The organism is Saccharothrix stipae, assembly GCF_054781895.1.
Window position 1 is genome coordinate 729,088 of record NZ_BAAGTN010000017.1, and the last position, 25,167, is coordinate 754,254.

Annotated in this window: 26 protein-coding genes; 14 read left to right on the forward strand and 12 right to left on the reverse strand. The window is 73.0% G+C overall.

Features of this window, described 5'->3' with window-relative positions; translation table 11 throughout:
• The first annotated feature begins 6 nt into the window (after positions 1-6).
• From ACYVLT_RS31550 to ACYVLT_RS31575, 6 genes are all read left to right on the forward strand, one after another.
• Positions 7-714: a glycerophosphodiester phosphodiesterase family protein gene (locus ACYVLT_RS31550; RefSeq protein WP_461123788.1), complete on the forward strand. Its 708-nt coding sequence runs from the start codon at positions 7-9 to the stop codon at positions 712-714.
• A 15-nt stretch (positions 715-729) separates the two neighbouring features.
• Positions 730-1,677, forward strand: coding sequence for a DUF5926 family protein (locus tag ACYVLT_RS31555; RefSeq protein ID WP_461123789.1), 948 nt, complete (start codon positions 730-732; stop codon positions 1,675-1,677).
• A 60-nt stretch (positions 1,678-1,737) separates the two neighbouring features.
• Positions 1,738-2,061 (forward strand): DUF952 domain-containing protein, encoded by a 324-nt coding sequence (locus ACYVLT_RS31560; protein WP_461123790.1) that lies wholly within the window; start codon positions 1,738-1,740, stop codon positions 2,059-2,061.
• An 81-nt stretch (positions 2,062-2,142) separates the two neighbouring features.
• Positions 2,143-2,664, forward strand: a complete 522-nt coding sequence (locus ACYVLT_RS31565) for a SigE family RNA polymerase sigma factor (protein WP_461123791.1) — start codon at positions 2,143-2,145, stop codon at positions 2,662-2,664.
• Positions 2,661-3,302, forward strand: a complete 642-nt coding sequence (locus tag ACYVLT_RS31570; protein WP_461123792.1) for a hypothetical protein — start codon at positions 2,661-2,663, stop codon at positions 3,300-3,302. The genes ACYVLT_RS31565 and ACYVLT_RS31570 overlap by 4 nt, the downstream gene beginning before the upstream one ends.
• On the forward strand, positions 3,299-3,799 hold the full coding sequence (locus tag ACYVLT_RS31575) for a hypothetical protein (RefSeq protein ID WP_461123793.1): 501 nt from the start codon (positions 3,299-3,301) through the stop codon (positions 3,797-3,799). The genes ACYVLT_RS31570 and ACYVLT_RS31575 overlap by 4 nt, the downstream gene beginning before the upstream one ends.
• 64 nt (positions 3,800-3,863) lie before the next feature.
• Here the strand turns inward: ACYVLT_RS31575 and ACYVLT_RS31580 are convergent, their stop codons facing one another.
• Complete coding sequence (locus ACYVLT_RS31580) at positions 3,864-4,424, reverse strand: ferritin (RefSeq protein ID WP_461123794.1); 561 nt, start codon at positions 4,422-4,424, stop codon at positions 3,864-3,866.
• A 104-nt stretch (positions 4,425-4,528) separates the two neighbouring features.
• Positions 4,529-5,776 (reverse strand): arginine deiminase, encoded by a 1,248-nt coding sequence (locus ACYVLT_RS31585; protein WP_461123795.1) that lies wholly within the window; start codon positions 5,774-5,776, stop codon positions 4,529-4,531.
• A gap of 200 nt (positions 5,777-5,976) precedes the next feature.
• Here ACYVLT_RS31585 and ACYVLT_RS31590 point away from each other — a divergent pair, with 200 nt between their 5' ends.
• Together ACYVLT_RS31590 and ACYVLT_RS31595 are read left to right on the forward strand one after the other, a co-directional pair.
• The gene (locus ACYVLT_RS31590; protein WP_461123796.1) at positions 5,977-6,336 is read left to right on the forward strand and encodes a hypothetical protein; all 360 of its coding nucleotides are present in this window, start codon (positions 5,977-5,979) and stop codon (positions 6,334-6,336) included.
• 1 nt (position 6,337) lies between these two features.
• Positions 6,338-8,401, forward strand: coding sequence for a caspase, EACC1-associated type (locus ACYVLT_RS31595; protein ID WP_461123797.1), 2,064 nt, complete (start codon positions 6,338-6,340; stop codon positions 8,399-8,401).
• An 89-nt stretch (positions 8,402-8,490) separates the two neighbouring features.
• Here ACYVLT_RS31595 and ACYVLT_RS31600 read toward each other — a convergent pair whose 3' ends face one another.
• From ACYVLT_RS31600 to ACYVLT_RS31610, 3 genes are all read right to left on the reverse strand, one after another.
• Positions 8,491-9,153 (reverse strand): GOLPH3/VPS74 family protein, encoded by a 663-nt coding sequence (locus tag ACYVLT_RS31600; protein WP_461123798.1) that lies wholly within the window; start codon positions 9,151-9,153, stop codon positions 8,491-8,493.
• 99 nt (positions 9,154-9,252) lie between these two features.
• Positions 9,253-10,017, reverse strand: coding sequence for a CPBP family intramembrane glutamic endopeptidase (locus ACYVLT_RS31605; RefSeq protein ID WP_461123799.1), 765 nt, complete (start codon positions 10,015-10,017; stop codon positions 9,253-9,255).
• 24 nt (positions 10,018-10,041) lie between these two features.
• Positions 10,042-10,800 (reverse strand): DUF2470 domain-containing protein, encoded by a 759-nt coding sequence (locus tag ACYVLT_RS31610; protein ID WP_461123800.1) that lies wholly within the window; start codon positions 10,798-10,800, stop codon positions 10,042-10,044.
• A gap of 235 nt (positions 10,801-11,035) precedes the next feature.
• Here ACYVLT_RS31610 and ACYVLT_RS31615 point away from each other — a divergent pair, with 235 nt between their 5' ends.
• Together ACYVLT_RS31615 and ACYVLT_RS31620 are read left to right on the forward strand one after the other, a co-directional pair.
• Complete coding sequence (locus ACYVLT_RS31615; protein WP_461123801.1) at positions 11,036-11,509, forward strand: hypothetical protein; 474 nt, start codon at positions 11,036-11,038, stop codon at positions 11,507-11,509.
• 60 nt (positions 11,510-11,569) lie between these two features.
• A complete protein-coding gene (locus ACYVLT_RS31620; protein ID WP_461123802.1) occupies positions 11,570-12,034 on the forward strand; it encodes a hypothetical protein in 465 nt (154 codons plus the stop codon).
• A gap of 52 nt (positions 12,035-12,086) precedes the next feature.
• On the opposite strand, the gene ACYVLT_RS31625 is transcribed toward ACYVLT_RS31620, so the two are convergent.
• The 6 genes from ACYVLT_RS31625 to ACYVLT_RS31650 all read right to left on the reverse strand — a co-directional run bounded on the left by ACYVLT_RS31625 (position 12,087) and on the right by ACYVLT_RS31650 (position 21,024).
• Positions 12,087-13,259 carry a VWA domain-containing protein gene (locus ACYVLT_RS31625; protein WP_461123803.1) on the reverse strand — a complete coding sequence of 391 codons (1,173 nt, stop codon included), beginning with the start codon at positions 13,257-13,259 and terminating at the stop codon, positions 12,087-12,089.
• A gap of 222 nt (positions 13,260-13,481) precedes the next feature.
• On the reverse strand, positions 13,482-15,722 hold the full coding sequence (locus ACYVLT_RS31630) for a DUF5682 family protein (protein WP_461123804.1): 2,241 nt from the start codon (positions 15,720-15,722) through the stop codon (positions 13,482-13,484).
• The gene (locus ACYVLT_RS31635; protein WP_461123805.1) at positions 15,722-16,810 is read right to left on the reverse strand and encodes an ATP-binding protein; all 1,089 of its coding nucleotides are present in this window, start codon (positions 16,808-16,810) and stop codon (positions 15,722-15,724) included. The genes ACYVLT_RS31630 and ACYVLT_RS31635 overlap by 1 nt, the downstream gene beginning before the upstream one ends.
• Positions 16,807-18,234 (reverse strand): DUF5691 domain-containing protein, encoded by a 1,428-nt coding sequence (locus tag ACYVLT_RS31640; protein WP_461123806.1) that lies wholly within the window; start codon positions 18,232-18,234, stop codon positions 16,807-16,809. The genes ACYVLT_RS31635 and ACYVLT_RS31640 overlap by 4 nt, the downstream gene beginning before the upstream one ends.
• Positions 18,235-18,532: 298 nt before the next feature.
• Entirely contained in the window at positions 18,533-19,810 is a 1,278-nt protein-coding gene (locus tag ACYVLT_RS31645; protein ID WP_461123807.1) for an SWIM zinc finger family protein, read from the reverse strand.
• A 38-nt stretch (positions 19,811-19,848) separates the two neighbouring features.
• Positions 19,849-21,024, reverse strand: coding sequence for a homogentisate 1,2-dioxygenase (locus tag ACYVLT_RS31650; protein WP_461123808.1), 1,176 nt, complete (start codon positions 21,022-21,024; stop codon positions 19,849-19,851).
• Positions 21,025-21,093: 69 nt separating this feature from the next.
• Here ACYVLT_RS31650 and ACYVLT_RS31655 point away from each other — a divergent pair, with 69 nt between their 5' ends.
• The 4 genes from ACYVLT_RS31655 to ACYVLT_RS31670 all read left to right on the forward strand — a co-directional run bounded on the left by ACYVLT_RS31655 (position 21,094) and on the right by ACYVLT_RS31670 (position 24,449).
• Complete coding sequence (locus ACYVLT_RS31655; RefSeq protein ID WP_461123809.1) at positions 21,094-21,960, forward strand: hypothetical protein; 867 nt, start codon at positions 21,094-21,096, stop codon at positions 21,958-21,960.
• The gene (locus ACYVLT_RS31660; protein ID WP_461123810.1) at positions 21,957-23,129 is read left to right on the forward strand and encodes a fumarylacetoacetate hydrolase family protein; all 1,173 of its coding nucleotides are present in this window, start codon (positions 21,957-21,959) and stop codon (positions 23,127-23,129) included. The genes ACYVLT_RS31655 and ACYVLT_RS31660 overlap by 4 nt, the downstream gene beginning before the upstream one ends.
• A gap of 3 nt (positions 23,130-23,132) precedes the next feature.
• Positions 23,133-23,801 carry an IclR family transcriptional regulator gene (locus ACYVLT_RS31665; protein WP_053714875.1) on the forward strand — a complete coding sequence of 223 codons (669 nt, stop codon included), beginning with the start codon at positions 23,133-23,135 and terminating at the stop codon, positions 23,799-23,801.
• Between the two features lie 72 nt (positions 23,802-23,873).
• Positions 23,874-24,449, forward strand: a complete 576-nt coding sequence (locus ACYVLT_RS31670; RefSeq protein WP_461123811.1) for a Uma2 family endonuclease — start codon at positions 23,874-23,876, stop codon at positions 24,447-24,449.
• 47 nt (positions 24,450-24,496) lie between these two features.
• On the opposite strand, the gene ACYVLT_RS31675 is transcribed toward ACYVLT_RS31670, so the two are convergent.
• Positions 24,497-25,096: a TMEM165/GDT1 family protein gene (locus tag ACYVLT_RS31675; protein WP_461123812.1), complete on the reverse strand. Its 600-nt coding sequence runs from the start codon at positions 25,094-25,096 to the stop codon at positions 24,497-24,499.
• Positions 25,097-25,167: the final 71 nt, after the last annotated feature.

Below are 25,167 nucleotides of genomic sequence, written 5' to 3' on the forward strand. Positions count from 1 at the left end.
GCTGACGTGTCGCCTGAAGTCGTCGCCCACCGCGGCGCGTCCACCCGCCGCCCCGAGCACACCCTCGCCGCCTACGAGCTGGCCCTGCGGCAGGGCGCCGACGGGTTGGAGTGCGACGTGCGGCTCACCAGGGACGGGCACCTCGTGTGCGTGCACGACCGCCGGATCGACCGCACCAGCGGCGGGAAAGGCCTGGTCAGCGCGATGACGTTGGCGCAGCTGCGCCGGCACGACTTCGGCAGCTGGCACGGCGGCGAGCCCGCCGAGGTGCTGACCCTGGACGCGCTGCTCGGGCTCGCCGCCGACCACGGCACGCGGCTGTTCGTCGAGACCAAGCACCCCGTCCGGTACGGGGCCGGGGTGGAGCGCAGGCTCGCCGAGGAGCTGGGCCGCCACCGGCTCGACGTGGTGATGATGTCGTTCTCCGTGTTCGCCGTGCACCGGTTCAAGAAGCTCAAGCCCGAGGTGCCGACGGTCCTGCTCTACGACCGGCTGTGGCCCGCGACCAAGCCCCGCTTCGCCGATTTCGCCGGCCCTGGAGTTCACCTGCTCAGGCGTCACCCGGACCGGGGAGCGGGCGTCTACGCCTGGACCGTGGACGATCCGGTCGACATCGACCTGTGCCGCGAGCGCGGCGTCCGGTTCCTCGCCACCAACAACCCGGAGGAGACGCGCCGGCACCTTGCGGATAACTTGACGCCCGACCAGCCCTGAGACCGAGGAGGCGCGGTGGCGAAGCGGACAGCCGTGAAGAACGAGCCGGCGGACGGCGTCAACCCGCGGCAGCCGTGCCCGTGCGGCTCCGGCAAGCGCTACAAGGCGTGCCACGGCGCGGCCGGCGGCGGGGCGGACCTGATCGTCTCCCGCCCGTTCGAGGGCCTGGCCGCCGAGGCCGAGCTGATCGCGCTGCGCGAGTTCGTGCCGTCGGCGACGGTGAAGCTGCCGCTCAAGGACGACTCCGGCCGCGAGGTCGTGCTGGCCACCGTGCTGCCGATGGCGGCGGCGGGCCTGGTCCGCGCGGACGGCACCGCGTTCGTCGGCCTCCAGGTGCAGACCCGGTCCGGCGACCTGAGCCGCGACCTGGCCCGCGCGGTGCACTGGGCGTTGACCGCCAAGACGGGTGACGCGCTGTCCGTCGTCGGCCCGGACGACGGTGCGAACCCCGGCCGGTTGCAGGACCTGCTGGACACCAAGGCCACGTTGAGCCCCGAGCTGCACCCCGACTTCGCGTGGTGGCTGCCGCCGGACAACGAGCCCGCCGGCGAGGTCGCCCTGTCCCTGGAGCGCGCCAACTCCGCGATCCTGCCCACCGAGCGCCTCACCGCGTCCGGCGTCGAGGCCGCCTACTGGGTCGACGCGGGCGACAAGGCGCACCTGCGCTGGGTGCGGCCCGAGCCGGAGGAGTCGTTGCTCGCGGCGCTGGCCCGGCTGTCCGTGCGCGGTGAGCTGGACCTGGGCGAGGGCTCCCGGTACGCGGGCTCGTTCCGCGCGCACGGCCTGCTCGTGCCGGTGTGGGACCTGGACCGCGAGCTGCACTCCAGCGAGTGGGCACCGGGCGCGGAAGCCCTGGGCAAGCGTTTGCAGGACGCCCTGACCAGCCTCGACGCCGAACCTCTCACCGACGCCGAGCGGCGTGCGCGCGACGGTCTGCGCGGGCGGCAGATCACCCTGCGCTGAACCTGTCCACAGGTATCCCCAGCTTTGTCCACAGGCACCTGTGGACAACTAGGAGGCGGAGTGATCCTGCGGATCAGCCCGAAGGCCGACTGGACGCGGGCCCGCGAGGACGGGGCGATCCCGCTGGACCCGGACGGTTTCGTGCACTGCTCGGACGCCGGCACGGTGCACCTGCCCGCCAACCGCCTCTACCCGAACCGGCACGACCTCGTGCTGCTGGTGATCGACCCCGACGGCCTGCCGGTGCTGTGGGAGCCGGGCGAGACCGAGGACGGCCCGTGGTTCCCGCACGTCTACGGGCCGATCCCGGCCGACGCGGTGGTCGCCGTGCACGAGTTCACGCCGGACGCCGACGGCGCGTTCCGGCCGTTGCCCGTTTTGTGACCTGAACGGCGGCAACCGGCGGACCCGTTCGGGCGTGTACACCTCGACGGCGGTCGGGAGGCCGCCGGGAGGGGGAACGAGGTGACGGCGGTCCTGCCGGTCGAGTGGGTGGATCACGGGGTCGACGCCCGGGCGGACTTCGGGGAGTTCGTCCGGACGTCGCTGCCCACGCTGCTGCGCTACGGCCACGCGTTGACCGGCAACCCGCACGACGCGGCCGACCTGGTGCAGACCGTGCTGGAGAAGCTGGGCGCGCGCTGGTCGACGTTGTTGCGCAAGGGGTTCGAGCCGCTGGCGTACGCGCGGCGGTCGATGGCGAACGCGCACATCAGCCGGTGGCGGCGGCGCAGCCGGGAGAAACTGGTGGCGGACTTCCCGGACGCGATGGCCGAGTCCGGTGTCGACCGGTTGGAGCACGAGCCGCTGTGGCAGGCCCTGCGCGGCCTGCCGCCCCGGCAGCGCGCGGTGGTCGTGCTGCGGTTCTACGAGGGCCTGTCGGAGCTGGAGATCGCGGCCACGCTCGGCATCTCGCCGGGCACGGTCAAGAGCCAGAACAGCAGGGCGATGGCCACGTTGCGCAAGAGGCTGGAGGAGGAGGGGTGACGGTGGAGCTGGACGACCGGTTGCGGGAGCTGTTCGCCGACGAGCGCCTCGACCTGCCCGCACGACCGGACGCGGCCGAGGTGATCGTGACGGGCGCCCGGCGTCGGCGGCGGGCGCGGGTCGCGGTGGCGTCGACGTTCGCGCTGACCCTGCTGGTCGGAGGCGGTGTGGTGGTGAGCGGCGTGGGCGGGAGCCTGCTCGGCGAGCCCGCCGCACCCGCGCCGTCGGTGGCGCCGCTGCCGGTGCGGCCGTCGGGTTCCCCCGTCCTGAGGTTGGGGATGCCTGCCCAGGAGGCGCGGGCCAACCCGGCGCTGACCCTGGAGCGCACCGACACGTGCGAGTTCTACTCGTTGCCCGACGTGCCGGGTGACGCCGTGGCGGTCTCACCGCGGTACGGGGTCGCACGGATCACGCGGCCCGCGACGAGCGTGACCCCGACCAGCCTCGTGGGTGTCGGGACGCCGGTCGAGGAGGTGCTGGACGACTACCCGGAGGCGGTGCGCCGGGGCGACCTGGTCACCGTCCGGTTGCCCGGCACGCCCGAGTGGCGCTACGCGTTCCCGCTGGACGACGCCGGCCAGGTGACGGCCGTGCGGCTGGAGCTGGTCGGGTCCGACTGCCCCCTGGGGGGCGGATGAAACGCCTGGTCATCGCGGCGCTGCTGCTGCTGACGGCGTGCGATCCGGCACCGCGGCCGGTCGCGGGGCCGACCGCGGTCAGCGAGACCGCCGCGGCCGACGGCGGCCGGGTGCTCGACTCGCGCGGTGTCGGGCAGGTGCGGCTGGGCCTGACCTCGGCGCAGCTGGAGGCCACCGGCGAGATCGGCGGCGACGTGACCACACCGGCGTTCTCCTGCCCCATCCGCGAGCTGAAGACCGTGCCGGGCTGGGTCGGCCTCCAGGACGGCGTCGTGGTGGAGATCCGGGTCGAGGGCGGCGCCCGCACGCCCGAAGGCCTGCGCATCGGCGACTCGCGGGACCGCATGCACGAGGTCTACCCGGACGTGCGGCAGTACCCGCACGGGTTCGTCCACGAGCTCGACCCCGAGACCCTCTACAAGTTCTTCTTCGAGAACGCGGGCGACACGCTCACCGGCATCAGCCTGGTCAAGGCCGACCAGGGCTGCCTCACCTGAGACGCCGCGACGCCCGCCACCGGCTGAGGTGACGGGCGTCGTCGGCTGTTCGGGAGCGGAGTGCCTACAGGGCGCCGCCCGCGGCCCTGGGTGCGCCGCCGTCGGCCGCGTCGCCCACGGTCTCGCGGGTCAGGAATGTCTCCACGTGGAACAGGTTGCCGTCGGCGCGGTCGATCACGGTGAGCAGCGTGCTCATCGACGCGACCTCCTCCACCTGCTCCTTGAGGAACCACTGGAGGAACTGCTCGCCGATGTAGTCGCCCTCGTCGCGGGCCGTCTTGGCCAGCGTCACGATCTGCTCGGTGACCTTCTTCTCCTGCTCCAGCGCGAGCGCGACCGGCTCCCGCGGCGCGGCGAAGTCGTTGCGCACGTCGTCCACGCCGGGAATGGCCACCGGCAGGCCGTTGTCCATCAGGTACTGCACGATCATCATGGCGTGGTTGCGCTCTTCCAACGCCTGCTTGTAGAAGTGCGACGCGAGGCGCGGCAGGTCGTTGCCGTCGAACCAGACCGCGATGGCCACGTACTGCTGCGAGGCCGTGAACTCGTTGCGCACCTGCTCCGTGAGCAGGTCGTGGAACTTCGAGGTGCGCGCGGAGGCAATTTTCTTCAAGTTGACAGCCATGCTCGAAGAATAACCGAAAGTGCGGTTTAATGCATTGCAGGTAAGGCTTACGAAGGTAAGGAAAGGGTTGCCGAAGAAAGCTTAGGCAACCCTTTCCGGCCCATTCAGACCAGCGGCGCGCGGTCGATCGGGCACGACATGCAGCGCGGCCCGCCGCGGCCGGAGCCCAGCTCGGAGCCGCTGATCCGGATCACCTCGACGCCCGCGTCCTCCAGCCGCGCGTTCGTCTCCACGTTCCGCTCGTAGGCCACCACCAGACCGGGCCCGACGGCCAGCGTGTTGTTGCCGTCGTCCCACTGCTCGCGTTCCGCGGTCACCGGGTCCAGCCCCGTGTCGATCACGCGCAGCCTCTCGATGCCCATCGCGTCGGCCGCCGCCTCCAGGAACGGGCGCCGGTCCTCGACCACGACGCCGCCCGCGCCGTCGGAGCGGACGGGGAAGGCGAACAGGTTGTCCCGCACCGCCGGGTACATCACCACCGCGTCCCGGTCGACCATCGTGCACACCGTGTCCAGGTGCATGGTCGCCCGCTCCTGCGTGATCGGCACCGCCAGCACGGTGTGCGCCAGGCCGTCGGCCAGCGCGGACCGGGCGAACGACTCCGCGCCCGCGGGCGTGGTCCGCTCGCCGACGCCGATCGCCAGCACGCCGGGCGCGAGCAGCAGCACGTCACCGCCCTCGACCGGCGCGGAGTGCGCCCCGTACGCGCGGCCGGTCCGACGGAACCGCGGGTGGTAGGCGTAGATCAGGTCGGTCAGCGCGGTCTCCCGGTCGCGCGCGGGCAGCGCCAGCGACGTGATCGCGACCCGGTCGCCCACCCACACCGACGAGTCGCGGGTGAACAGCAGGTTCGGCAGCGGGTCGACCGCGAAGTCGATCGGGTGGTGCATCTTGCGCACCAGCGACGCGCCCTCGGCCGCCGGCAGCTCCTCGAACGTCATGCCGGTCATCAGCGCGGTGGCCAGCTGGTCCGGGCTGATCGAGGCCAGGTGGGAGCGCAGCGCGTCGGCCAGGTCGATGCCCAGCCGCCGTTCGTTGACCGCGCTGTGGATGCCCGCGATCCGGGCGCGGTCGTCGTGCAGCGCGTCGACCAGCAGGTCGGCCAGCAGCAGCACCTCGACACCGCGTCCGCGCAGCAGTTCGGCGAACGCGTCGTGCTCCTCCTGGGCCCGGTCGACCCACGGCACGCCGTCGAACAGCAGCTGGTCGTTGTTGCGCGGGGTGAGCCGCTTGAGCTCGGCGCCGGGCCGGTGCAGCAGCACCGTGCGCAGGGGGCCGACTTCGCTGTCGACGCGGGGCGCCGGTGCCGGCTCGTCGTCGGTGGACGCGGTCTGGGCGATGTGCGCAGTCACGGGGTCGAGGGTAACCCGAGATCGGTCGGATCAGCAGCTCTGAGTGGTCCGTTCCGACGAAACTCGATCGTACGACGGCCTGAGAACGGCGATTCGTTGCGTCGACTCAGGGTTGGACGTTTTGAACGTTGCGTTGTGACGTGGACTACCGGTCCGTCGATGTGGTTGCGGGATGATCGTGTTCTACCGGGGGAGGATCAGTGGCGGACTTCCGCTTGTTCATCGACGCGCCGGGCCAAACCGCCTCGGCGACGAGCCAGTTGCTGCAAGAGCTGGTCAGGGGTGCGAAGGTCGACGCACGGCCCGCGCCGGCCGAGTCGCCGGACGGTGCGAAGAGCGGCGCGGGCGCGACCGTCGCCGAGCTCGTCCTCAACGGCGCGCTGCCCGCCGCCGTGGCCGCCGCCGTCGCGTCCGTGGTCACGGCGTTCGTGCAGCGCGGCGGCGCGCGCAAGGTGACGATCAAGACCCGTGACGACGAGATCACCGTCGAGGGTGTCGACGCGCGCTCGCAGAAGGCCCTGCTGGAGGCGTGGCTGCGCGAGCACGAGAGCGAGGGGTGAGGTGGGTCGGCACGCCCTCCTGGTCGCGACCGGCGAGTACGAGGACGTCCGGCTGAGCCGGCTGCGCGCGCCCGAGCAGGACGTGGAACGGCTCGCCGCCGTGCTGGAGGACCCCGACGTCGGCGGGTTCACCACGGTCGATGTGCTGCGGGACAAGGCCGACCACGAGATCCGCCGCGCGGTCGAGGACCTGCTCGCGCCGCGCGAGCCCGACGACCTGGTGCTGCTGTACTTCTCGTGCCACGGCCTCACCACGCCCGCGCGGCGGCTGTACTTCGCCGCGTCGAACACCTTGCAGGACCGGCCCGCCGGCACCGCGATCCCGCGCTCGTTCCTCAACGAGCAGCTGGAGGACTGCCGGGCGTCCGGGCGGGTCCTGCTGCTGGACTGCTGCTTCAGCGGCGCGTTCGTGGAGGGGTTCAAGGCGGCCGGGACGACCGTGCTGGACGACGCCGACACGGACGACGCCGGTTCCGGGTACGTGGTGATGACCGCGTCCAACGCCTACGAGTACGCCTTCGAGCAGGACTCGCTGTCCCTGGACGCGCCGCTCGCGTCGCTGTTCACCGACGTGCTGATCGAGGGCCTGGCCGGCGGTGGCGCCGACCTGGACGGCGACGGGTGGATCGACGTCGACGAGCTGTTCAAGTACGCGCAGGGCGAGGTGCGCCGCCGGCGGCCCGACCAGACGCCGCAGTTCTTCGCGCACGGCTCGTCGCGGCCGCTGCGGATCGCGCGGGCCGGTGGCGCGCCCGGTCGTCGACCGCGGCGCACGGCGTCCTACACGTCCGGGCAGCTGCTGGTGGCGCGCGGGTTCCGGGCCGCCGCCGAACCGGTGTGCCGGACGTTGGGGCCGATGGGCAGGCGTGCGGTGGTGTTCGTGGACCGGCGGCCGGTGGAGCTGTCCGACGCGTCGGCGATCGTGGCCGCGTTCCAGCCGGACGACCCGCGGGACTGGCTCGGCGCCGGGTACGTGCGCGACCTGGTGCTCCACGTGCGGCAGGAGGCCGGTGACGGCGCGGCGTCGGCGGTGGCCGTGGCGCGGGGCGCGATCGGCGGGCTGGTCGAGGCGATGCGCGACGGCCACAACCCGGTGCGGCTGATGCGCGGCGTCACGGCCGCCGCCGCCCGTGCGGCCGAGCTCGTCGCGGCCGCGGCGGCGCCGTTGCGGGTGGAGGACGTGCCGGTGCTGGCCACGGCGGCGTCCGGTGACGCCGAGGTCGGCTCGCTGGTCGGGCAGGTGGTCGCGGTGACCGGTCCGCGCGGACCCGTCCTGGTGGAGGCGGGCCAGGGCTTCGGGCTGGAGCACGAGGTCGGTCGCGGGGTGCGCTTCGACAGCGGCTACGCGTCGAGCCTGTTCGTGACCGCCGAGGCGCGGAAGGAGGTCGTGCTGACCAACGCGCGCGTGCTGCTGGTGAGCGGGCGCCTGTCGGTCCCCGTCGACCACCTGGTCGACGCGGCCGGCGGGAGCGTGCTGGTGGTGTGCGAGGAGCTGCCGCACGACGCCCTGACGACGTTGGTGTCCCCGGGCAAGCGGCTGCCGATCGCGGCGGTGGTGACCGACCAGGAGCGGTTGACCGAACTCCAGGCGGCGGTGGGCGGCACGATCCTCGACGCGGACCTGCTGCCGACGGCGAACCCGCGGTCGTTGGGGCAGGCGGAGATGGTCGTGGTCACGTCACGCGAGACCTTGGTGTACAGCGGCCGTGCGCCGACTGGCAACGCCGCGGTGCTGCTCCGCGCCCCCGCGTCAGCGGTGCCCATGGTCGAACGGGCCGTGCGTGCGGTCCGCAGCGCCGCGCACGAGGGCGTGCTGCGAGGCGGTGGCGTGGGCCTGGCGGACCTCGGCGCCCGCCTGGCCCTGGAAGCCACCGGCACCCCGGAGGAGATCGCCGGCTGGCGGGCCTTCGCCGCCGCCCTCGCCGAACCGGCCGCCCGGATCGCCGAGAACGCCGCCCTGACCGTCGCCGACCTGGACCCGACCCTGCTCGACTCGGCGGGCGTGACCCGCACGGTGATCACCGCCGCCGCCCACACCACCGCCCGCTTCCTCCTAGTCCACTGACCCACGCGTGTCCTACCTCCAGAACGCGAGAGTCCTACGTTCAGAACGCGAGAGTCCTACGTTCAGGACCCCCGAGTTCAACGCTCAGGTCAGCTCGCCCCGGCCGCCACGACGACGGTCACCACGATCGCGGACTGGACCTCCTCGATCGCCTTGCGCACGGCGGTCGACGCCCAGTCGCCCTCGGAGATCGTCTTCAACCGCTTGCGCACGACCGCGCGCGGCAGGCCGGCGAACACCTTCCGGTCGTAGCCGACGGCCTTCACCAGCGCGCACAGGGCCGCCGTGCGCGGGTCGACCGGACCGCCGTCCATGATCGCCGCCGTCATCCGCGCCCGGGCGTCCGCCTCCGCCGGCGGCTGAGCGCCGTCCGGCGTGGGGAACCGGGTGCGCGGGAACACCAGCAGCACCCGGTCCTGCTCACGCCGCAGCACGCCCGCGCCCACCAGGCCGTCGAGCACCTGGTCGGTCAGCTTCTTGCCCAGCTTCTGGATCCAGTGCGCGGGCTTGCGCGGCTTCTCGCCCGCGATCCTGGTCAACGCCCGGTCCAGCACGGCGTGGCCGACCGGCGCCGGGTCCAGCACGACGACCTTCTTGTCGATCACGTCGATCCGCTCCGCCAACGCCAGCTCGACCAGCAGCGCACCGGCCAGGCCGTACCCGAGCGCCGGTTGGCCCAGCCTGCGCGAGCCGTCGTCCTCGTAGGCGAGCAGCGCCAGTTCGTCGGCCAACGTCGGCACGGTGACACGCATCGAGGTCCCCCCTCGTCGGGCAATGCCTCAATGTTCACGACCCGGTCCTCGATACGCGTCCTTCTACCGGATGAACGCCGGATCCCCCTCGCGGAGGACTCAAGGCAACCAGGACACGTGACCGCGCAACGCCGTGTAACCGACGAACGCGACCACGTCCAGCAGCGCGTGCGCGACCACCAGCACCCACAGCCGGTTCGTCCGCTGCCACACCTTGCCGAACACCAGGCCCATCACCACGTTGCCGACGAACCCGCCGAACCCCTGGTACAGGTGGTACGAGCCGCGCAGCACCGCGCTGGCCAGCAACGCCGTGTTCTCCCGCCAGCCGAGCTGCCGGAGCCGGGTGATGAAGTACCCGACGACCAGCACCTCCTCCGCCCACGCGTTGCCCACGGCGGACAGCACCAGCACCGCGCCGCGCCACCACGACGAGTCCAACGTGGACGGCAGCACGGCCAGGTTCAGGCCCATGTTCCACGCGACCAGGTAGAAGACCAGCCCGGGGATGCCGATCACCGCGGCCAACCCGAGGCTGCCCAGCGCGTCCGGCCCGACCCTGGTCCGGTCCAGCCCCAGCGCCCGCAGCTTGATGCCGCCCTGCCACAGCAGGTACAGGCCGAGCCCGCCCCACGCGGCCAGCTGCACGACGCTCAGCAGCTGCGCGATCAGGTCCAACAGGTCGAACCGCGCCTGCGGGACGTTGATCGCGACCTTCTGCTCGTTGAGCGGCACCGGGTCCAGCAGGCTGTCCAGCAGCCGCACCAGGCTCCGCACCCCGGACAACCCGAGCGTCACGGCGAAGACGAGCAGCAGTTCCAGCCGGTAGCCGCGGCGCGTCCGGGCGTCGAGGTCGTCGATCACCCCACTACGTTAACGACGCCCGCGTCACCGGCGTTGGGCGAGGAACGGACAGCCCATCAGGCGACGCAGCTCGCCGGCCAGTTCCTGCGCCGTGCCCACCGGCTGCGAGAACGCGATCCGCACGTCGTGGTCCTGGTCGGTCATCTCCACCCGCAGCCGCAGGCCGAACCGGTCCAGGCCGAGCGGCCGGACGTGACCGCCCTTCAGGTCGTCCGGCAGGTGCTGGGCGAGCAGGCCGACCACGTCCCGGTGCGACAGCTCCAGGTGGCGCAACCAGTGGTCCTCGTGCGCGGCGAACGGGTCCGGCTCCGCCTGCGCGAACAGCTCCGGCCGCAACGACGTGGTGCCCTCGGCGTCGGCCACCACCAGTGAGGCGGGGGACAACCGGAGCGCGGACGCGCCGTGCCCGACGTCGAGCAGCCGCGGGTCCGGGCGTGCCTCGGCGACCTCCAGCGCCGCCTCGCGGGCCTGCTCGGCGGTGAGGGTGCGCAGCCAGCCGGTGATCCACAGCAGGCCGCGGACCGGCTCGCGCAGCTGCACCGGCGCCTGGTCGGCGACCTCCAGCATCGTGGTCAGCTCGGTCCGGCGGGCGGCTTCGACCAGCGGGTGCCGGTCCGGCAGCACGATCGTCGCCGCACCGCTGGGGTGGACGTGGTGCAGCACCGGGGTGATCCGGTTCTCCGTGCCGCCCGACGGCAACAGGGCCGCACGCCCACCCCGGGCGGCGATGGTGCGGGCCCGCTCCGCCGGATGCGGTGCCGGCGGTCGACGTGTCTCGTTCAACCGCTCACCTCCCAACTTAGGGCAGCCTAACTTGATGGGCACCGCAGCGGTAGTCCCACGACCGGCGTAGCGCGTCGCGGTCCGGCGCACCGGCCCGCCGGAATCGTTCACGCAGGTTAGGGGGCGCGCAACCGACGCGCCGAGCGGGGTCGCGAATGCGCCTGATCGGTCCGGTTGGCCGATTCGACGCAACCCGCGTCCGTCGTAACCTTGGCTCGCCTGGCGGAGGTGGCTCGTGGTCGTGCCGAACAAGCCGTCCACCCGAGGAGCGGCTCTCGATGACCGGTGGACCCGGTACTGCATGGAGATCGCCGGTCGGCGCGCGTTCGGCTGGGTGCTGGTCGGCGCGCTCGCGTTCGTGCTGCAACTCGCGCTGATCTTCGTGTTCGCCGTGTCGTCCGCCCTGCCGCTCGTGCTGCTGCTGTTCTCCGTGCTGGTCCTCGGGCTCGGGCTGACCCGGCGGCAGCCGTTCACCAGGGTGCTGGGCGACCACGGGTGGGTCTACGTGCGCGTCCACTGGCGTGCCGGGCTGCTCGTCGTGCACGGCGACCGGCCGTTGGTGCTGGACGTCAGCGCCGGACCCCTCGCCCGCGGGCGGATCAACCGGCACCGGCGGGCGTGGGTCGTCACGCCGGACCGGGCGGGTAACACCGTGGTGACGTTCCGCGGCGTGCCGAAGCTCTTCCCCGCGAAGATCGTGCGCAGCTGAGTTTGCTGATCATCTATTCGGTTACCCAGTAGGCGGAACTCTGGTTTGCTGGGAGCAGTGGTGGGCGAAACTTGGGTTGACAAGTGCCTGACCAGCGCGGATCGCCGCGCGGTCGGGTTCGTCGGGCTGGCACTGCTCGCGTTGCTGACGCTGTGGGTCGTGTCGGAGTGGCTCGGCTCGCGCTGGGTCTTCCTGCTCACGCCGCTGTGCGTGGAACTCGCCGTGCCCGGGCTGCGGCACTTCTTCTCCCGCCGCGCGCTGCGGCGGCTGCTCGCCACCTACCCCCGGCACCCCGTGGCGGTGAACTTCGTGCCGGGACGCACGCGCGTGGGCCGGCAGGCGTACCTGGAGACGGCGGACTCCGACCGCACGTTCCTGCGGCTGGCCGAGGTCCCCGAACGGGTGCGCGAGAACATCCGGCGCGGCGGGCGGGTGTGGCTGGCCGGGCCCGACCCGCGCGGCCGGACGGTGGTGCTGACCCGCGGCGCGCCGTTCATGACCCTCGGACGGGTGGTCATCCGGTGAGGTCGCCTGTCCGTTCGACGGGCTGACGTGGGCTGATACGGCCGGCGGCGGGCTACCGGCCGACCGGGATGCCGCTCTGCTCGGCCCAGGCGGCGACGTCCTCCCGCCGCAACGCCGTGGCCAGCAGGTCCGGGAACCGGTCCGGGGTGCAGGCGAACGCGGGCGCGCCCAGCTCCGACAGCTTCGCCGCCAGCTCGTGGTCGTAGGCGGGCGTGCCGCTGTCGGACAGCGCGAGCAGCACCACGACCGTCACCCCGCTCTGCACCAGCTCCCGCACCCGGCGCTGCAACTCGCGCGCGACACCACCCTCGTACAGGTCGCTGATCAGCACCATCACCGTGTCCGTCGGGCGGCGCACCAGTGACTGGCCGTAGGCGACCGCGCGGTTGATGTCCGTGCCGCCACCCAGCTGGGTGGAGAACAGCAGGTCCACCGGGTCCTTCAGCTGCTCGGTCAGGTCCACCACCTCGGTGTCGAACACGACCAGCTTCGTGTCGACCGCCTTCAACGAGGCCAACGACGCGCCCAGCACGGCGGAGTACACGACCGACTCGGCCATCGAGCCGGACTGGTCGACCAGCAGGATCACGTCCCGCAGCGAGGCCTGGCGGCTGCGCCGGCTGTTGCCGACCAGGTCCTGCACGACCACCGTGCCGTGGTCGGGTTGGTAGTGGCGCAGGTTCTTCCGGATCGTGCGGTTCCAGTCCACATCGGACAGACGTGGCCGGCTCGTGCGGCGGGACCGGTCGATCGCGCCGTGCACGGCGGCCAGGAGGCGGTCGGCCAGCTTGCGCTCGATGTCCTCCACGACCTTGCGCACCACGGCGCGCGCGGTCTCACGGGTGCGCTCCGGGATCGCGCGCGACAACGAGACCAAGGTGCCGACCAGGCTCACGTCTGGTTCCACGCTCGACAGCAGTTCGGGTTCCAGCAGCAGTTGGCGCAGCCCCAACCGCTCGACCGCGTCCTTCTGCATGACCTGGACGACCGAACTCGGGAAGTACGTGCGGACATCGCCCAACCACCGGTGCAACACCGGCGACGACCCACCCAGCCCGGCACTGCGCTTACCGCCGGCGTCCACGGGGTCACCGCCGCCGTACAACCCGGTCAACGCCGCGTCCCGCCGCTGGTCGTCGTCACCGAGAGCACCGAGATCCCCGGCCGCACCACCCAACAACAGCCGCCATCGCCGTTGCCGCTCAACCGCGATATCGTGCGTCACGAGCACACCCCACCCATCCCGGCCACCCAGGCCCTGTGTCACACAATCGGGTGATCATCGCCCGAATATGTACGGAAACACCGTTACCGGTCCTCGGTTGGAAACCATGAGGCCGCCGACAACCACCCCCACGTCCACACCCCCGCCGCCCGACCCGACCCGTTCGCCCGACCCGACCCGTTCGCCCGACCAGTCCCGCCGCCAAGCGCCGCTCGCCGCCCGTCATGCGCCGGCACCCAGGAGGTCGCGCACGTGACCGGCCAGGCGCGCCGCGAGCTCCTCGTCCCAATCGCTCGCCGTCACCGCCCCGCCCGCCGCCGTGCCCCGGACCCGGTCGCCGAGCATCCGGCGCTCCGCCGGGCTGAACTCGCCCACCGCGCGGCGCAGCAGGGGTAGCGCGGCGGCGAAATCGGCACCCGACAGGCCCGTCAGCCACTCGTCCACCACGCCGAACAGACGCGGGTCCGCGGTGAGCAGCGCGGCCGACCCGCGCAGGAAGCCCGCCACGAACGCCGTCGCGCCGGCGGCCAGCGAGACCGCGCGGTGCAGGCGGGCGGCGACCTCGTCGGAGTCCAGGGCACCCGTTTCCCACAGCAGGCGCGTGGCGCGGCCCGTCGGCAGGCCGTGCGCGTCCGGCATGGCGACCAGGGATTTCAGCGCCCGCTGCCACGTGTCGCGGTGCTCGTCGTCGGCGGCCAGGCGGACCGCGTCGTCCGCGCCCTCGACCGCCTTGACCGCGCGTTCCGCCGTGTCCTCGTCCACGCCCCGGCACGCGATCGGCAGGCCGACGGCGCCGCGCGCCAACAACCCGTGCAGGGCGACGCGCAGCAGTTCCGGGTCCGTGCCGCGCACCGAGCCGTAGCGCACGGTGGTCGCGAGGTCCGGGAGGGCGGCCAGGAGTTCCAGGGCGTCGGTCGCGGCCGCCGCGCAGCGGTCCAGCGCCTGGCGGGACGCGGCGACGGCCTCCGGGATCTCGCACCCCACCGACCGGCTCAAGGCCTCCGCGGCGTCGACCACGCGGGTGGCCGCCGAGGCCCGGGCGATCAGCACGGTCCGGGCGGCGGCCTCGACGGTGGTGCCGTGCCGGGCGGCCACGGCCAGCGCCACCGCGAACTCCGGCTGCCAGTGCAGCTGCCACGCCTCGGCGAACGTGCCCAACGTGCGGGTCGTGTCCGGCGTGCCCCACGGGACGTCCAGGACTTCCAAGCGCCGCAACAACTTCGAGCGTTCCCGATCGGTGTCCTTGCGCAGGTCCAGGCGGATCGGCTTGACGGCGGTGCCGGGTTGCAGGCGCAGCCGGCGTTGCAGGCGGGCCAGGTCCGCGGCCAACGGCGAGGTCGGGACGTCGTCGCCGACCGCGCCCAACCGCTCGCCGACGACCAACGCCTCGTGCACCAGCCGGAGCGGGGTCGCGTCGCCGCCGCACAACACCGCCAGCGAGGCCTCCATCACCTCCGCCAGACCGGGCGACGGCCGGCCCCGCATCGCGGCCAACGCGTCCGCCAGCCGCACCGCCTCCACCGCGCTCGCCGTCGACGCGGGCAAGTCCTCCGCCCGCAGCACCGCGCACACCTTGGCGAACCAGCGCGGCACGGCGTCGCCGCGCTCGGCGCACTCCCACAGGTGCGCGTACCAGCCGGGCGAGTCGACACCCGCGCCGTACCCGGACGACGCGGACAGCTTGCCGTGGCTCCACGGCACCCACGTGCCCGAGATCTTCTTGCGCGGCAGGCCTTTCAGCGCGGCGGCGTCGACCGATGCGGGAGGCAGGGTGCGCAGCGCGGGCACGTGCCAGGCGCCGGCCACCACCGCGATCGGGCCCTCGACGTCCTTCAACGCCTGCCGCACGTTCTGCCGCATCGCGGCTTCCCGGCGCAACGTGCGGGCGTCCACCTGGTCGGCGAACTCCTCGCGCAACGCGCCCATCGCCTCCGCGACCGCCTCGGCCAGGTCCCGCGGGTCGGTGTGGTGCTCGACCACGTCCTCCCACCAGCGTTCCGGGTCGTCGAAACCGGCCGCCTCGGCGAGCGTGCCCAGGGGGTCGATCGAGGCTTTCGGCGACTCGGCCGACTCCGGCTCGGGAGACCCGGGCGACTCCGGTGAGTCGGTCGGGTCGGTCGGCGTGTCGTCCAAGGACGCGGCGGCGGGGAGGTCGAAGAAGCGCACCGGAACGCCGTTGGCGTGCGCCCACGTCATCGCCCGCCACTCCGGCGAGAACTCGGCGAACGGCCAGAACGCGGCCCGCGCCGGCTCCGCCTCGTCGTGCAGCAGCAACGCCACCGGCGGCGTCAGGTCGGGCACGTGCCGCAGCAGCGCGTCACCCTCCGGCGGACCCTCGATCAGCACCACCTCCGGCCGCACGGCCTCCAGCGCCGCCGCGACCATGCGCGCCGAACCCGGACCGTGGTGCCGGATCCCGAGCAGCGTCACCCGCTCGGGCAAGGGCTGCTGTTCCCGCGTCATCAGCCCACCATGTCCTGGCACGCCCGGTACAGGTCGCGCCACTCCGCACGCTCCTTCACCACCGCTTCCAGGTACTCCTGCCACGCCGCGGTGTCCGACACGCGGTCCTTCACCACCGCGCCGAGCAGGCCGGACGCCAGCTCGTCGGCGGTGATCGTGCCGTCGCCGAAGTGCCCGGCCAACGCCATGCCGCTGGTCACCACCGAGATCGCCTCGGCGGTGGACAGGCTGCCGCTGGGCTTCTTCAGCTGCGTACGACCGTCCACAGTGGACCCGTTGCGCAGCTCCCGGAAGATCCGCACCACCCGGCGCACCTCCTCCAGCGCGGGCGGCTCGGCCGGCAGCTGCAACGCACGGCCGAGCTGCGCGGCACGGGCCGAGACGATCTCCACCTCGTCGTCCTCGGTCGCGGGCGGCGGCAGCACGACGGTGTTGAAGCGGCGGGCCAGCGCGGACGACATCTGGTTCACGCCGCGGTCGCGGTCGTTCGCGGTGGCGATCACGGTGAACCCGGGCACGGCCTGCACCTGGATGCCCAGTTCCGGGATCGGCAGCGTCTTCTCGGACAGGATCGTGATGAACGAGTCCTGCACCTCGGCGGGCATCCGGGTCAGCTCCTCGATCCGGACCACCGCCCCCTCGCGCATCCCGGTCATCACCGGGCTCGCCACCACCGCCGCCTCCGACGGCCCCTCGGCGATGAGCCGGGCGTAGTTCCAGCCGTAGCGGACCTGGTCCTCGCCGGTGCCCGCGGTGCCCTGCACGACCAGCGTCGAGTTGCCGCTCACGGCCGCCGCGATGTGCTCCGACAGCCACGACTTCGCCGTGCCCGGCACGCCGACCAGCAGCAACGCCCGGTCGGTGACCAGCGTGCCGACGGCGACCTCCACCAGCCGCCGGTCGCCGACGTACTTCGGCGTGATCACGGTGCCGTCCGCGAGCCTGCCGCCGAGCACGTAGGTGACCACCGCCTGCGGCGACATCCGCCACCGCGGCGGGCGCGGGCGGTCGTCCGCCGCGGCCAGGGCCGCGAGCTCGGCGGCGTACTGCTGTTCCGCGGCGGGCCGCAGCACGGATTCGGTGGTCACTGGCTTTCCTCCCGGTGGTTGAACGCCTCGCGCAGCTGCATGCGCAGGCGCAGGACGTCGAGTTCGACGGTGTGCTCGGGCCAGCGCTCGGTGATGCGCGCCCAGTTCGCGCCGAGCACCTCGGCATCGCCCCTGGCCAGCAGCACCGCGGGCGGTCGGCCGGCGCGCCACCTCGGATCGCGCATGCCGGCGTAGCGGTCGAGCAGGTCCGCGGTGGCCCGCGCGCTCCACGGCGCCGGCAACTGCGAGCAGGCGTGGTCGAGCAGGTCGTAGTTCCACTGCCGCGACACCTCGACCACGGTGCGCGCGGCCAGGTCGGCGGGCAGCCCGCCGAGCATCTCCAGCTGTTCCATGCCGGTCAGCGACCGGGTCGCCGCGACCGCCCACGGCCGGGCGTCGTCGGCGAGCTTCAGATTCTGCGCCACGCCGCGCAGCAGCGAACTCGCCCACGGGCCGCGGGCGAGCTCGGCGGCGGCGCCCTGGTCGTCGGTGTTCAGCCGGTTGGTCCAGTGCTGCGGCGGCACGCTGGCCGCCGCGCCCCGGAGCCGGCCCGCGACACCGGCCTCGGAACCGTCCTTCATCAGGTCGCGGGCCTCGTCCGGCTCGGGTGCGAGCTCGGCCCACAGCTCGTCGGTCTGCACGTCGAAGCCGTCGGCGGTGAGCCACAGGCCGCGGTGCAAGCGTTCGGCGGCGCGTTCGGCCAGGTCGGACGCGGGCAGGGTGCGCAGCAGGCGCAACGCCTCGTCGTGCACGCCGATCGCGCGGTCGTCCAACGCGCGTTCGAGCAGCGGTTCGTCGTCCGGGCCCAGGCTCGCCTCCAGCGCGCTGACCAGCACCTGGCGGTCGGTGGCGCGCCGTTGGAGGTCGAACTGGGCGGCCAGGAAATCGCGCGTCTTCGCCGGGTCCTCGTTGCGCGCGCGGCGCAGCGCGGCCAGGCGCGACTGGCCGGGCAGGTCGAGGACCTGGTCGAGGTCGACTTCCGGCGTCGTCGCGCCGGCGACCGCCCAGGCCCAGCCGGGGCGGATGCCTGCCAGCCACCGGCCGCGGGCGCCGAGGACGGCGGACACGGCCGGGCGCAGGCCGGGGTGGGCGGTGCCCAGGCCCAGCAACGCGGGCAGCTCGCGGTGGCCGGCGACGACGCCCGCGGTCCTGGCCATGCCGCACCACTCCGTGAGCAGCACCTGGTCGTCCAGGGCCAGGATCTGGACCAGCACGGACCTCGCGGCGGGGTGCGCGCGCACGTCGTCGGACGGCGGCGCGGCGGGCAGCGGCGGGGTGTCGACGGTCGGCGGTAGCTGCGCGCCGTGCGCGGCGACGCCCAGCGCGGCGAGGCGGTCCAGCAGCGCGGTCGGCGTGGTGCCCGACCGGTGGGCGCCCACCAACGCGGCCTGGACGGCTTCGTCCCAGTCGGCCTGGAGGGTCATGGCCGACCACCCGTGGCGGTGGGGGAAGCGGGTCGACAGGTTCGGCCACCCGTGGTGCCGGGTGGGGCGGGTCGGTCGGCCTGGCCACCCGTGGCGCCAGGTGATGCGGGTCGGCCGGTTCGGCTCCCCGTGGTGCCGGGTCGGGCCGATTGGGCGGCCCGGTGACCCGTGGTGCTGGGTGGGGCGGGTTGGCCGGTCGCGGTTCCTCGTATGCAACCGAGGGGTGGTAACGGTGTTTCCGTACATTTTCGGGCGATGATCACCCGATCGTGTCGTGGAAGCCCCTGCTGCGGCCTGATCATCCCACGACCTCCGGTGCTCCGCCCGGCGTGGCCACCGCGCCCAGGCGCAGTTCGCCGCCGTTCCACAAACCCCACGCGTCGAACGGCTCGCCGCCCGTCAGGGCCAACGCCTGGTCCAGCGCCAGGTCACCCCGCACCCGCACCCCGCGCCCCGTCCCGTCGACCAACCGCAGCGCGTCCTCGGTGACCCGCACCGACGCACACCCCAACGGGTGCAGGCGCTGCCACGGGTCGGCCCTCAGGTGCTCCTCCAACCCGGCCAGCGCCGCCCGCCACGACTCCGGCGCGGGCACCGGCTCCGCCGGCCGCTCCACCAGCAGCTCACCCACCGCCACCCGGTGCGGCGGCACGCCGGGGTACGGGTGCAGCACCCCCTGCACCTGCACCCCGTGCGTCAACGGCGGCGCGGGACGGGCGCCGCCCCCGGCGTGCCGCACCGCCACCACCCACCCGTGCGCACGCCCCCACGCCCACTGCCGCACGGTCCGCACCAGGCCGTCGTCGGACTCCAGCTTCAGCAACGGCGCCCACTGGTCCGACCAGCCCGGACCGCTGCGCACCTCCTCCTCGGCCACGGAGAAGCCGAGCCGACGGCGCACCACCGCATCGGGCGCCGAGGACAACCGCGCCAGCAGGTGCAACCCGCCCAACCGGTCCGCCGCGTCGTGCGCCCACCGGGGCCCGCCCGCCGCGACGATGCCGCGCACCTCGTCCACCGCCGACGCCAGGCCCTTGGCCTGCGCGTCGACCATCCGGGCCTCGATCGAGTGCCACCACGCCGCGTCCCGCGCGGGCAGCCCCGCCAGGCCCGCGCCCGCCACGTCGGCCAGCCAGTCGGTCAGCCCCGCCACGCCCGCGCGCACCGCGCTCTCCCTGGCCGAGGCCGTCTTCTCCTTGGCCTTGGCCCGCCGCCGCACCGCCTCCGGCGAGTCGTCCGCGGCCACCGGAGCGGCGGCGGCGCGGTTGCGCCGGGTCAGCCACTCGGCCACCCAGTCGGGCGTCTCCGCGGCGGCCAGCGGTTCCCGCGCGTCGCGCAGCTGCAACGCCAACGCGTGCTTGCACGGGAACTTGCGCGACGGGCACGAGCACTTCGTCGCCCGGTCACCCAGGTCGACGCACACCTGGTAGGGGTTCTTGCCGCTGCCCTTGCACAGGCCCCACAGGGCCGTGTCGCTGCGACCCGTCCCGTGCCAGCCGGAGGACCCCGCCAGCCGGGTGGCGCTGCTCGCCACCTGGCCGTCCGGGGCCTGCTCCAGAAGCGCTCGTGCGTCCATGCCGGCAGACGTTAGAGCCACCCACCGACAAAATTCGATCAATCCAGGTCGGGACCCCGACGTGCCCAGGACCAGGCGTACCGCGGGTCCTCCGACGCCAGCGCCGCCTCGCCCAGGTCCAGCGGCCGGAAGGTGTCTACCATGACCGCGGTCTCGTCGAAGCGGTCCACGCCCAGCGACGCCTCGACCGCGCCGGGCTGCGGCCCGTGCGTGCAGCCCGACGGGTGCAGCGACAGCGAGCCGAGGCCGATGCCCGAGCCCTTGCGCGCCTCGTAGTCGCCGCCGACGTAGAACAGCAGCTCGTCGGAGTCCACGTTGGCGTGGTTGTAGGGCACCGGGATCGACAACGGGTGGTAGTCGACCTTGCGCGGCACGAACGAGCACACCACGAAGTTCGGACCCTCGAAGGTCTGGTGGACGGGCGGCGGCTGGTGCACGCGGCCCGTGATGGGCTCGAAGTCGCGGATGTTGAACACCCACGGGTACAGGCAGCCGTCCCAGCCGACCACGTCGAACGGGTGGTTGGCGTAGGTGAACCGGGTGAGCCCGGCGCGGTGTCGCACGAGCACGTCCACGTCCTCGCCGTCCACCAGCAGCGGCTCCGCCGGCCCGCGGACGTCGCGCTCGCAGAACGGCGAGTGCTCCAGGAACTGGCCCTTGGCCGACAGGTACCGCTTCGGCGGTCCGATGTGGCCGGTCGCTTCGAGCACGAGGAGGTTCATCGGCTCGGCGGGCACCACGCGGTAGGTGCACGACGTCGGCAGCACCACGTAGTCGCCCTCGCCGACCGGCAGCGCCCCGTAGATCGTCTCCACGACGCCCTCGCCGGACTGCACGTAGAGCAGTTCGTCGCCGGCCGCGTTGCGGTACAGCGGGCTGGGCGCGGTCGCGGTCACGAACGCGATGACCACGTCGGAGTTGCCGAACAGGGTGCGGCGACCGGTGACCGCGTCCACCTCGGAACCCCAGGTCAGCGCCGGTGTCCTGAAGTGCCGCGGCTTGAGCGGGAGGTTCGGCGCCAACGCGCCGCGCGCCTCCTCGACGGTGACCGCGTCGACGATCGCGGTCGGCAGGTGGCGGTGGTAGAGCAGCGCCGAATCGGCTGAGAAGCCCTCGACCCCCATGAGCTCTTCCGCGTACAGCCCGCCCTCCGGTGTGCGGAACTGCGTGTGGCGCTTTCGGGGGATCTCACCCACCTGGCGGTAGTACGCCATGGTTCACTCCGGGCGTTCGATAGTCGGACATCTTTGTTCATTGACCGGTACGCCACTAGCGTGTCAGCCGTGTCAAGCGCCTTCGAACTCCGTGCGCCCGGTCCACGCGGCACTCCGCCCCTGCTCGCGCGGCTTGTCGACGACGCCGCACTGTTCCCGCCGGGCAACGCAGCCATGCCCGACGCGGTCCGCGGCCACCTCGACGCACGCGCCGGGGAATGGGCCGGTGCGGTCGGTCTCTTCCTGTGTCCCGCGTCGCGCCTCGCCGAGCTCATCACCGAGCTGATCAAGGTCAAGCCGGTCAAGCCGGTGGCCCTCTCGCTGGTCATCGACACGGGTCTGGGAGGTGTGCCCAAGGCCGTGTCGATCGTCGAATCCCGCAGCGAGCTCCTGGCGCTGCGGATGGTCGAGATGCCGGCCCCGTCCGATGTGGACGAGGTGTGGCTGGAACGCGTCTCGGAGTTCGTGCCCGAGGACGTGATCCGGGTGGTCGAGCCCCGCCGGGGCGGCGCCGAGTGGCTGGACGGCGTGCGCCGCGTCATCGAGCACGGCAGCTGGCCCAAGCTGCGGTGCGGCGGGGTCAGCAAGGAGAACTTCCCCAGCGTCGACGAGGTCGCCGACTTCCTGTCCGTGGTCAGCAGCGGCGGCGTGGCCTTCAAGGCGACCGCGGGCCTGCACCACGCCGTGCGGCGCACCGACGACGCGACCGGGTTCACCCACCACGGGTTCCTCAACCTCCTCGTCGCCACCGCGCGTTCGCTGTCCGGCGGCGACGTGCGCGAGGCGTTGTCCAGCACGGACGCGGTCGCGCTCGGCGAGGAGGCCGCCGGCCTCTCCGACCAGGCCGCGCACGCCGTCCGCGGCGTGTTCGCCTCCTACGGCTCGTGCTCGCTGGACGAGCCGATCGCCGACCTGGAGGAGCTGGGTCTGCTGTGAGCTGGATCGAGGATCCCGCCTTCACCGCCGACGCGCCGTTCGGGCCGCAGACGCTGCCCTACGGCGTCGTGGCCGGCGGTGTCGCGGTGCGGGTGGGCGACCGGGCGTTGCCGCTGCGCGGGCTGGCCCTGGGCGAGCGGCTGGAGCCGTTGGTGGCCGGGGGTTCCCTGGACGCCCTGCTGGCGGCCGGGCGGCCGGCGTGGAGCGAGCTGCGGGCGCGGCTGGTCGAGATCGTCTCGGCCACGTCCGCGCCGCGCGGGGCGGAGCTGGTCGGGTTGGACGGCGCGGTGCTGCCGTTCACCGTGGCCGACTACGTGGACTTCTACTCTTCGCGGCACCACGCGGAGAACGTCGGCCGCATCTTCCGGCCCGACGGTGAGGCGCTGCCGCCGAACTGGACGCACCTGCCGATCGGCTACCACGGCCGGGCCGGGACGGTCGTCGTGTCCGGCACGCCGGTCGTCCGGCCGCACGGCCAGCGGCGGTCGTCCGCCGGTCCGGTGTTCGGGCCGACCGGTCGGCTGGACATCGAGGCCGAGGTGGGGTTCGTGTGCGGCGGGCCGGTCACGTCGCGGCTGACGCCGTCGCGGGCGGTCGAGCACGTGTTCGGCGTGGCGCTGGTCAACGACTGGTCCGCGCGCGACATCCAGGCCTGGGAGTACCAGCCGCTCGGCCCGTTCCTGGGCAAGTCGTTCGCCACGTCGGTCGCGGCCTGGATCACGCCGCTGGAGGCGTTCGCGGTGGCCAGGGTGACGCCGCCGCCGTTGGGCCACGACGTGCTGCCGTACCTGGTCGAGGACCGGTCGTGGGGCCTGGACATCGACCTGGTGGTCGAGTGGAACGGCACCGTGGTGTCCAGGCCGCCGTTCCGCGAGATGTCGTGGACGTTCGCGCAACAACTCGCGCACCTGTCGGTGAACGGCGCTACCGTTCGGCCGGGCGACCTGATCGCGTCGGGCACCGTGTCCGGCCCGGCCCGCGACGAGCGCGGTTCCTTCCTGGAGCTGAGCTGGGGCGGGGAGGAGCCGGTGGTGCTCGACGACGGCGAGCGGACGTTCCTGGAGGACGGCGACACGGTGCGGATCACCGCGACGGCTCCGGGTGAGGGTGGTTCGGTCGTCGGGCTGGCCGAGGTGGTCGGCACGGTCGCGCCCGCCGACGAGAGGTAGAGCGTGGTCAGACCCGATCCGCGCGGCCGGTTGCCCGCGCCCGCGTCGAAGGAGAGCTCGCTGACCCTGGAGCGGGGCCTGGCCCTGCTCCAGGCGGTGGCCGACGCCGAGTCGGAGGCGCCGTCGATCAGCGAGCTGGCGGCGGCCATCGGCGCGTCGCGGGCCGCGGTGTACCGGCTGCTGGTGCCGTTGCAGTCACGCGGGCTGGTGCGGCGCGAGGGGTCGAAGGTGCGGCTCGGGCTGGGCGTGCTGCGGCTGGCGTCGAACGTGCTGCCGCAGTTGCGGCTGGCCGCGCAGCCGGCGCTGCGGACGTTGGCCGAGGCCGTGGGCGCGACCTCGCACCTGACCGTGGCGGACGGGAGCGAGGCGCAGGCGGTGGCCGTGGTGGAGCCCTCGTGGACGGCGTACCACGTGGCGTACCGGGTCGGGTCGCGCCACCCCGTGCACAGGGGTGCGGCGGGCAAGGCCATCGGGCTGTCGCCGGAGGGGCGGCAGTGGGTGCACTCGACGGGTGAGTTGCAGCCGGGTGCGTTCGGGGTGGCGGCGCCGGTGCGCGGCGTGCCCGGATTGCGGGCCAGCGTGGGCGTGGTGGCCCTGGAGAAGCTGGACGGTGACGTGGTGGGCCCCCAGGTCGTGAGGGCGGCTCAGGAGGTCGCTGACGCGCTGCGCTGACATTTCGCGCGAATACGTGCGTCGACGCACACTTCCCGCCTGCCAGACTCGGCGGGGACGAAGGAGAACCAAGTGACCGCTCTGCCCGAGGATTCGGCCGATGGGCTCCACTTGTTCACGGTCGCCGAATACGCCGAACTCGGCGAAACCGAGTTCGGCTACTCCGAGCTGCAAGAGGGTCGCATCCTGATGTCGCCGAGTCCGGGTCCGCGCCACATGATGGCTTCGGGTGAGCTGTTCGTCCGACTGCGTGACCAGTTGCCCGCCGATCTGGTCGCGATCCAGGACGGGGATGTCGACCTGGAACTCGCGCCCCGCGGTGACCCGGGCTTCTCCCGGCGGCCTGACCTGGTCGTCGTCCCCCGTGACGCGATCAAGGAAGGCGGGATGCCGAGGGCGTCGGACGTGCTGGTTGTGATCGAGATCGTCTCGCCGGGCTCGAAGCGCATGGACCGGGTGATCAAGCGCGGGGAATACGCGGACGCCGGTATTCCCCACTACTGGATCGTCGACCTGACGACGCCGATCTCGCTGGTGGACTGCCACCTCGCGGGTGAGTTCGGATATCAGGACGCCGGTGACGTCGTCGGTGAGTTCACCACTTCGGTGCCGTTCCCGGTGACGGTGGAGCTCGACGGGTTGGTCTGAGGCCGAAGGCGCGGAGGTGGTGTGGAGGGTTTGCACCGCGTCCTCGGTCAACCCGTAACCGCCTGCCACAGGGCGAACAGGGCGAACGCGGCGAACACGAAGCCGCTCACCCGCTGGATCAGGTGGGTCGGGATGCGGGTGGCGATCCGGCGGCCCACCAGCACCGCGATGGCAGCGACGGTGGCCAGCGCCAGGAACGCGCCCAGGCCCACGAACACGGGGCTGGCGTAGCGGGCGGACAGGGCGGCGGTCGCCAGTTGGGAGGCGTCACCCCACTCGGCGGCGAACAGGACGCCGAACGACGTCAGCGCCGCACGCAGGAACGTCACCTGACCAGGGCCGTTCGCGGCGGTGTCGGCGCCGTCGCCGTCGTCCGAGAAACCTTCCTTGAGCAGCAAGAACGAGCCGATGCCGAACAGCACCGCGACCACGGCGGCGACCACCCGGTCGGGCAGCAGGGTGAGCACGCCGCCGAAGGTCGCGGCCACCACGCACTGGATCGCGAACGCCGCCGTGACACCCGCGAACACCGGCCACGCCCGGTACCTGGTGGTGAGCACGAGGGTGGCGACCATGGTCTTGTCCGGCAGCTCGGCCAGGAAGACGATCGCGAAAGCCGTCGCGAGGGCGATGAGTTCAGGTGCCACGGGAACCTCCGTCGTCCGAATGAACCCGGACGGAGGCAGCACGACCCCGACCGGGCGTGGTGCGCTGCCCG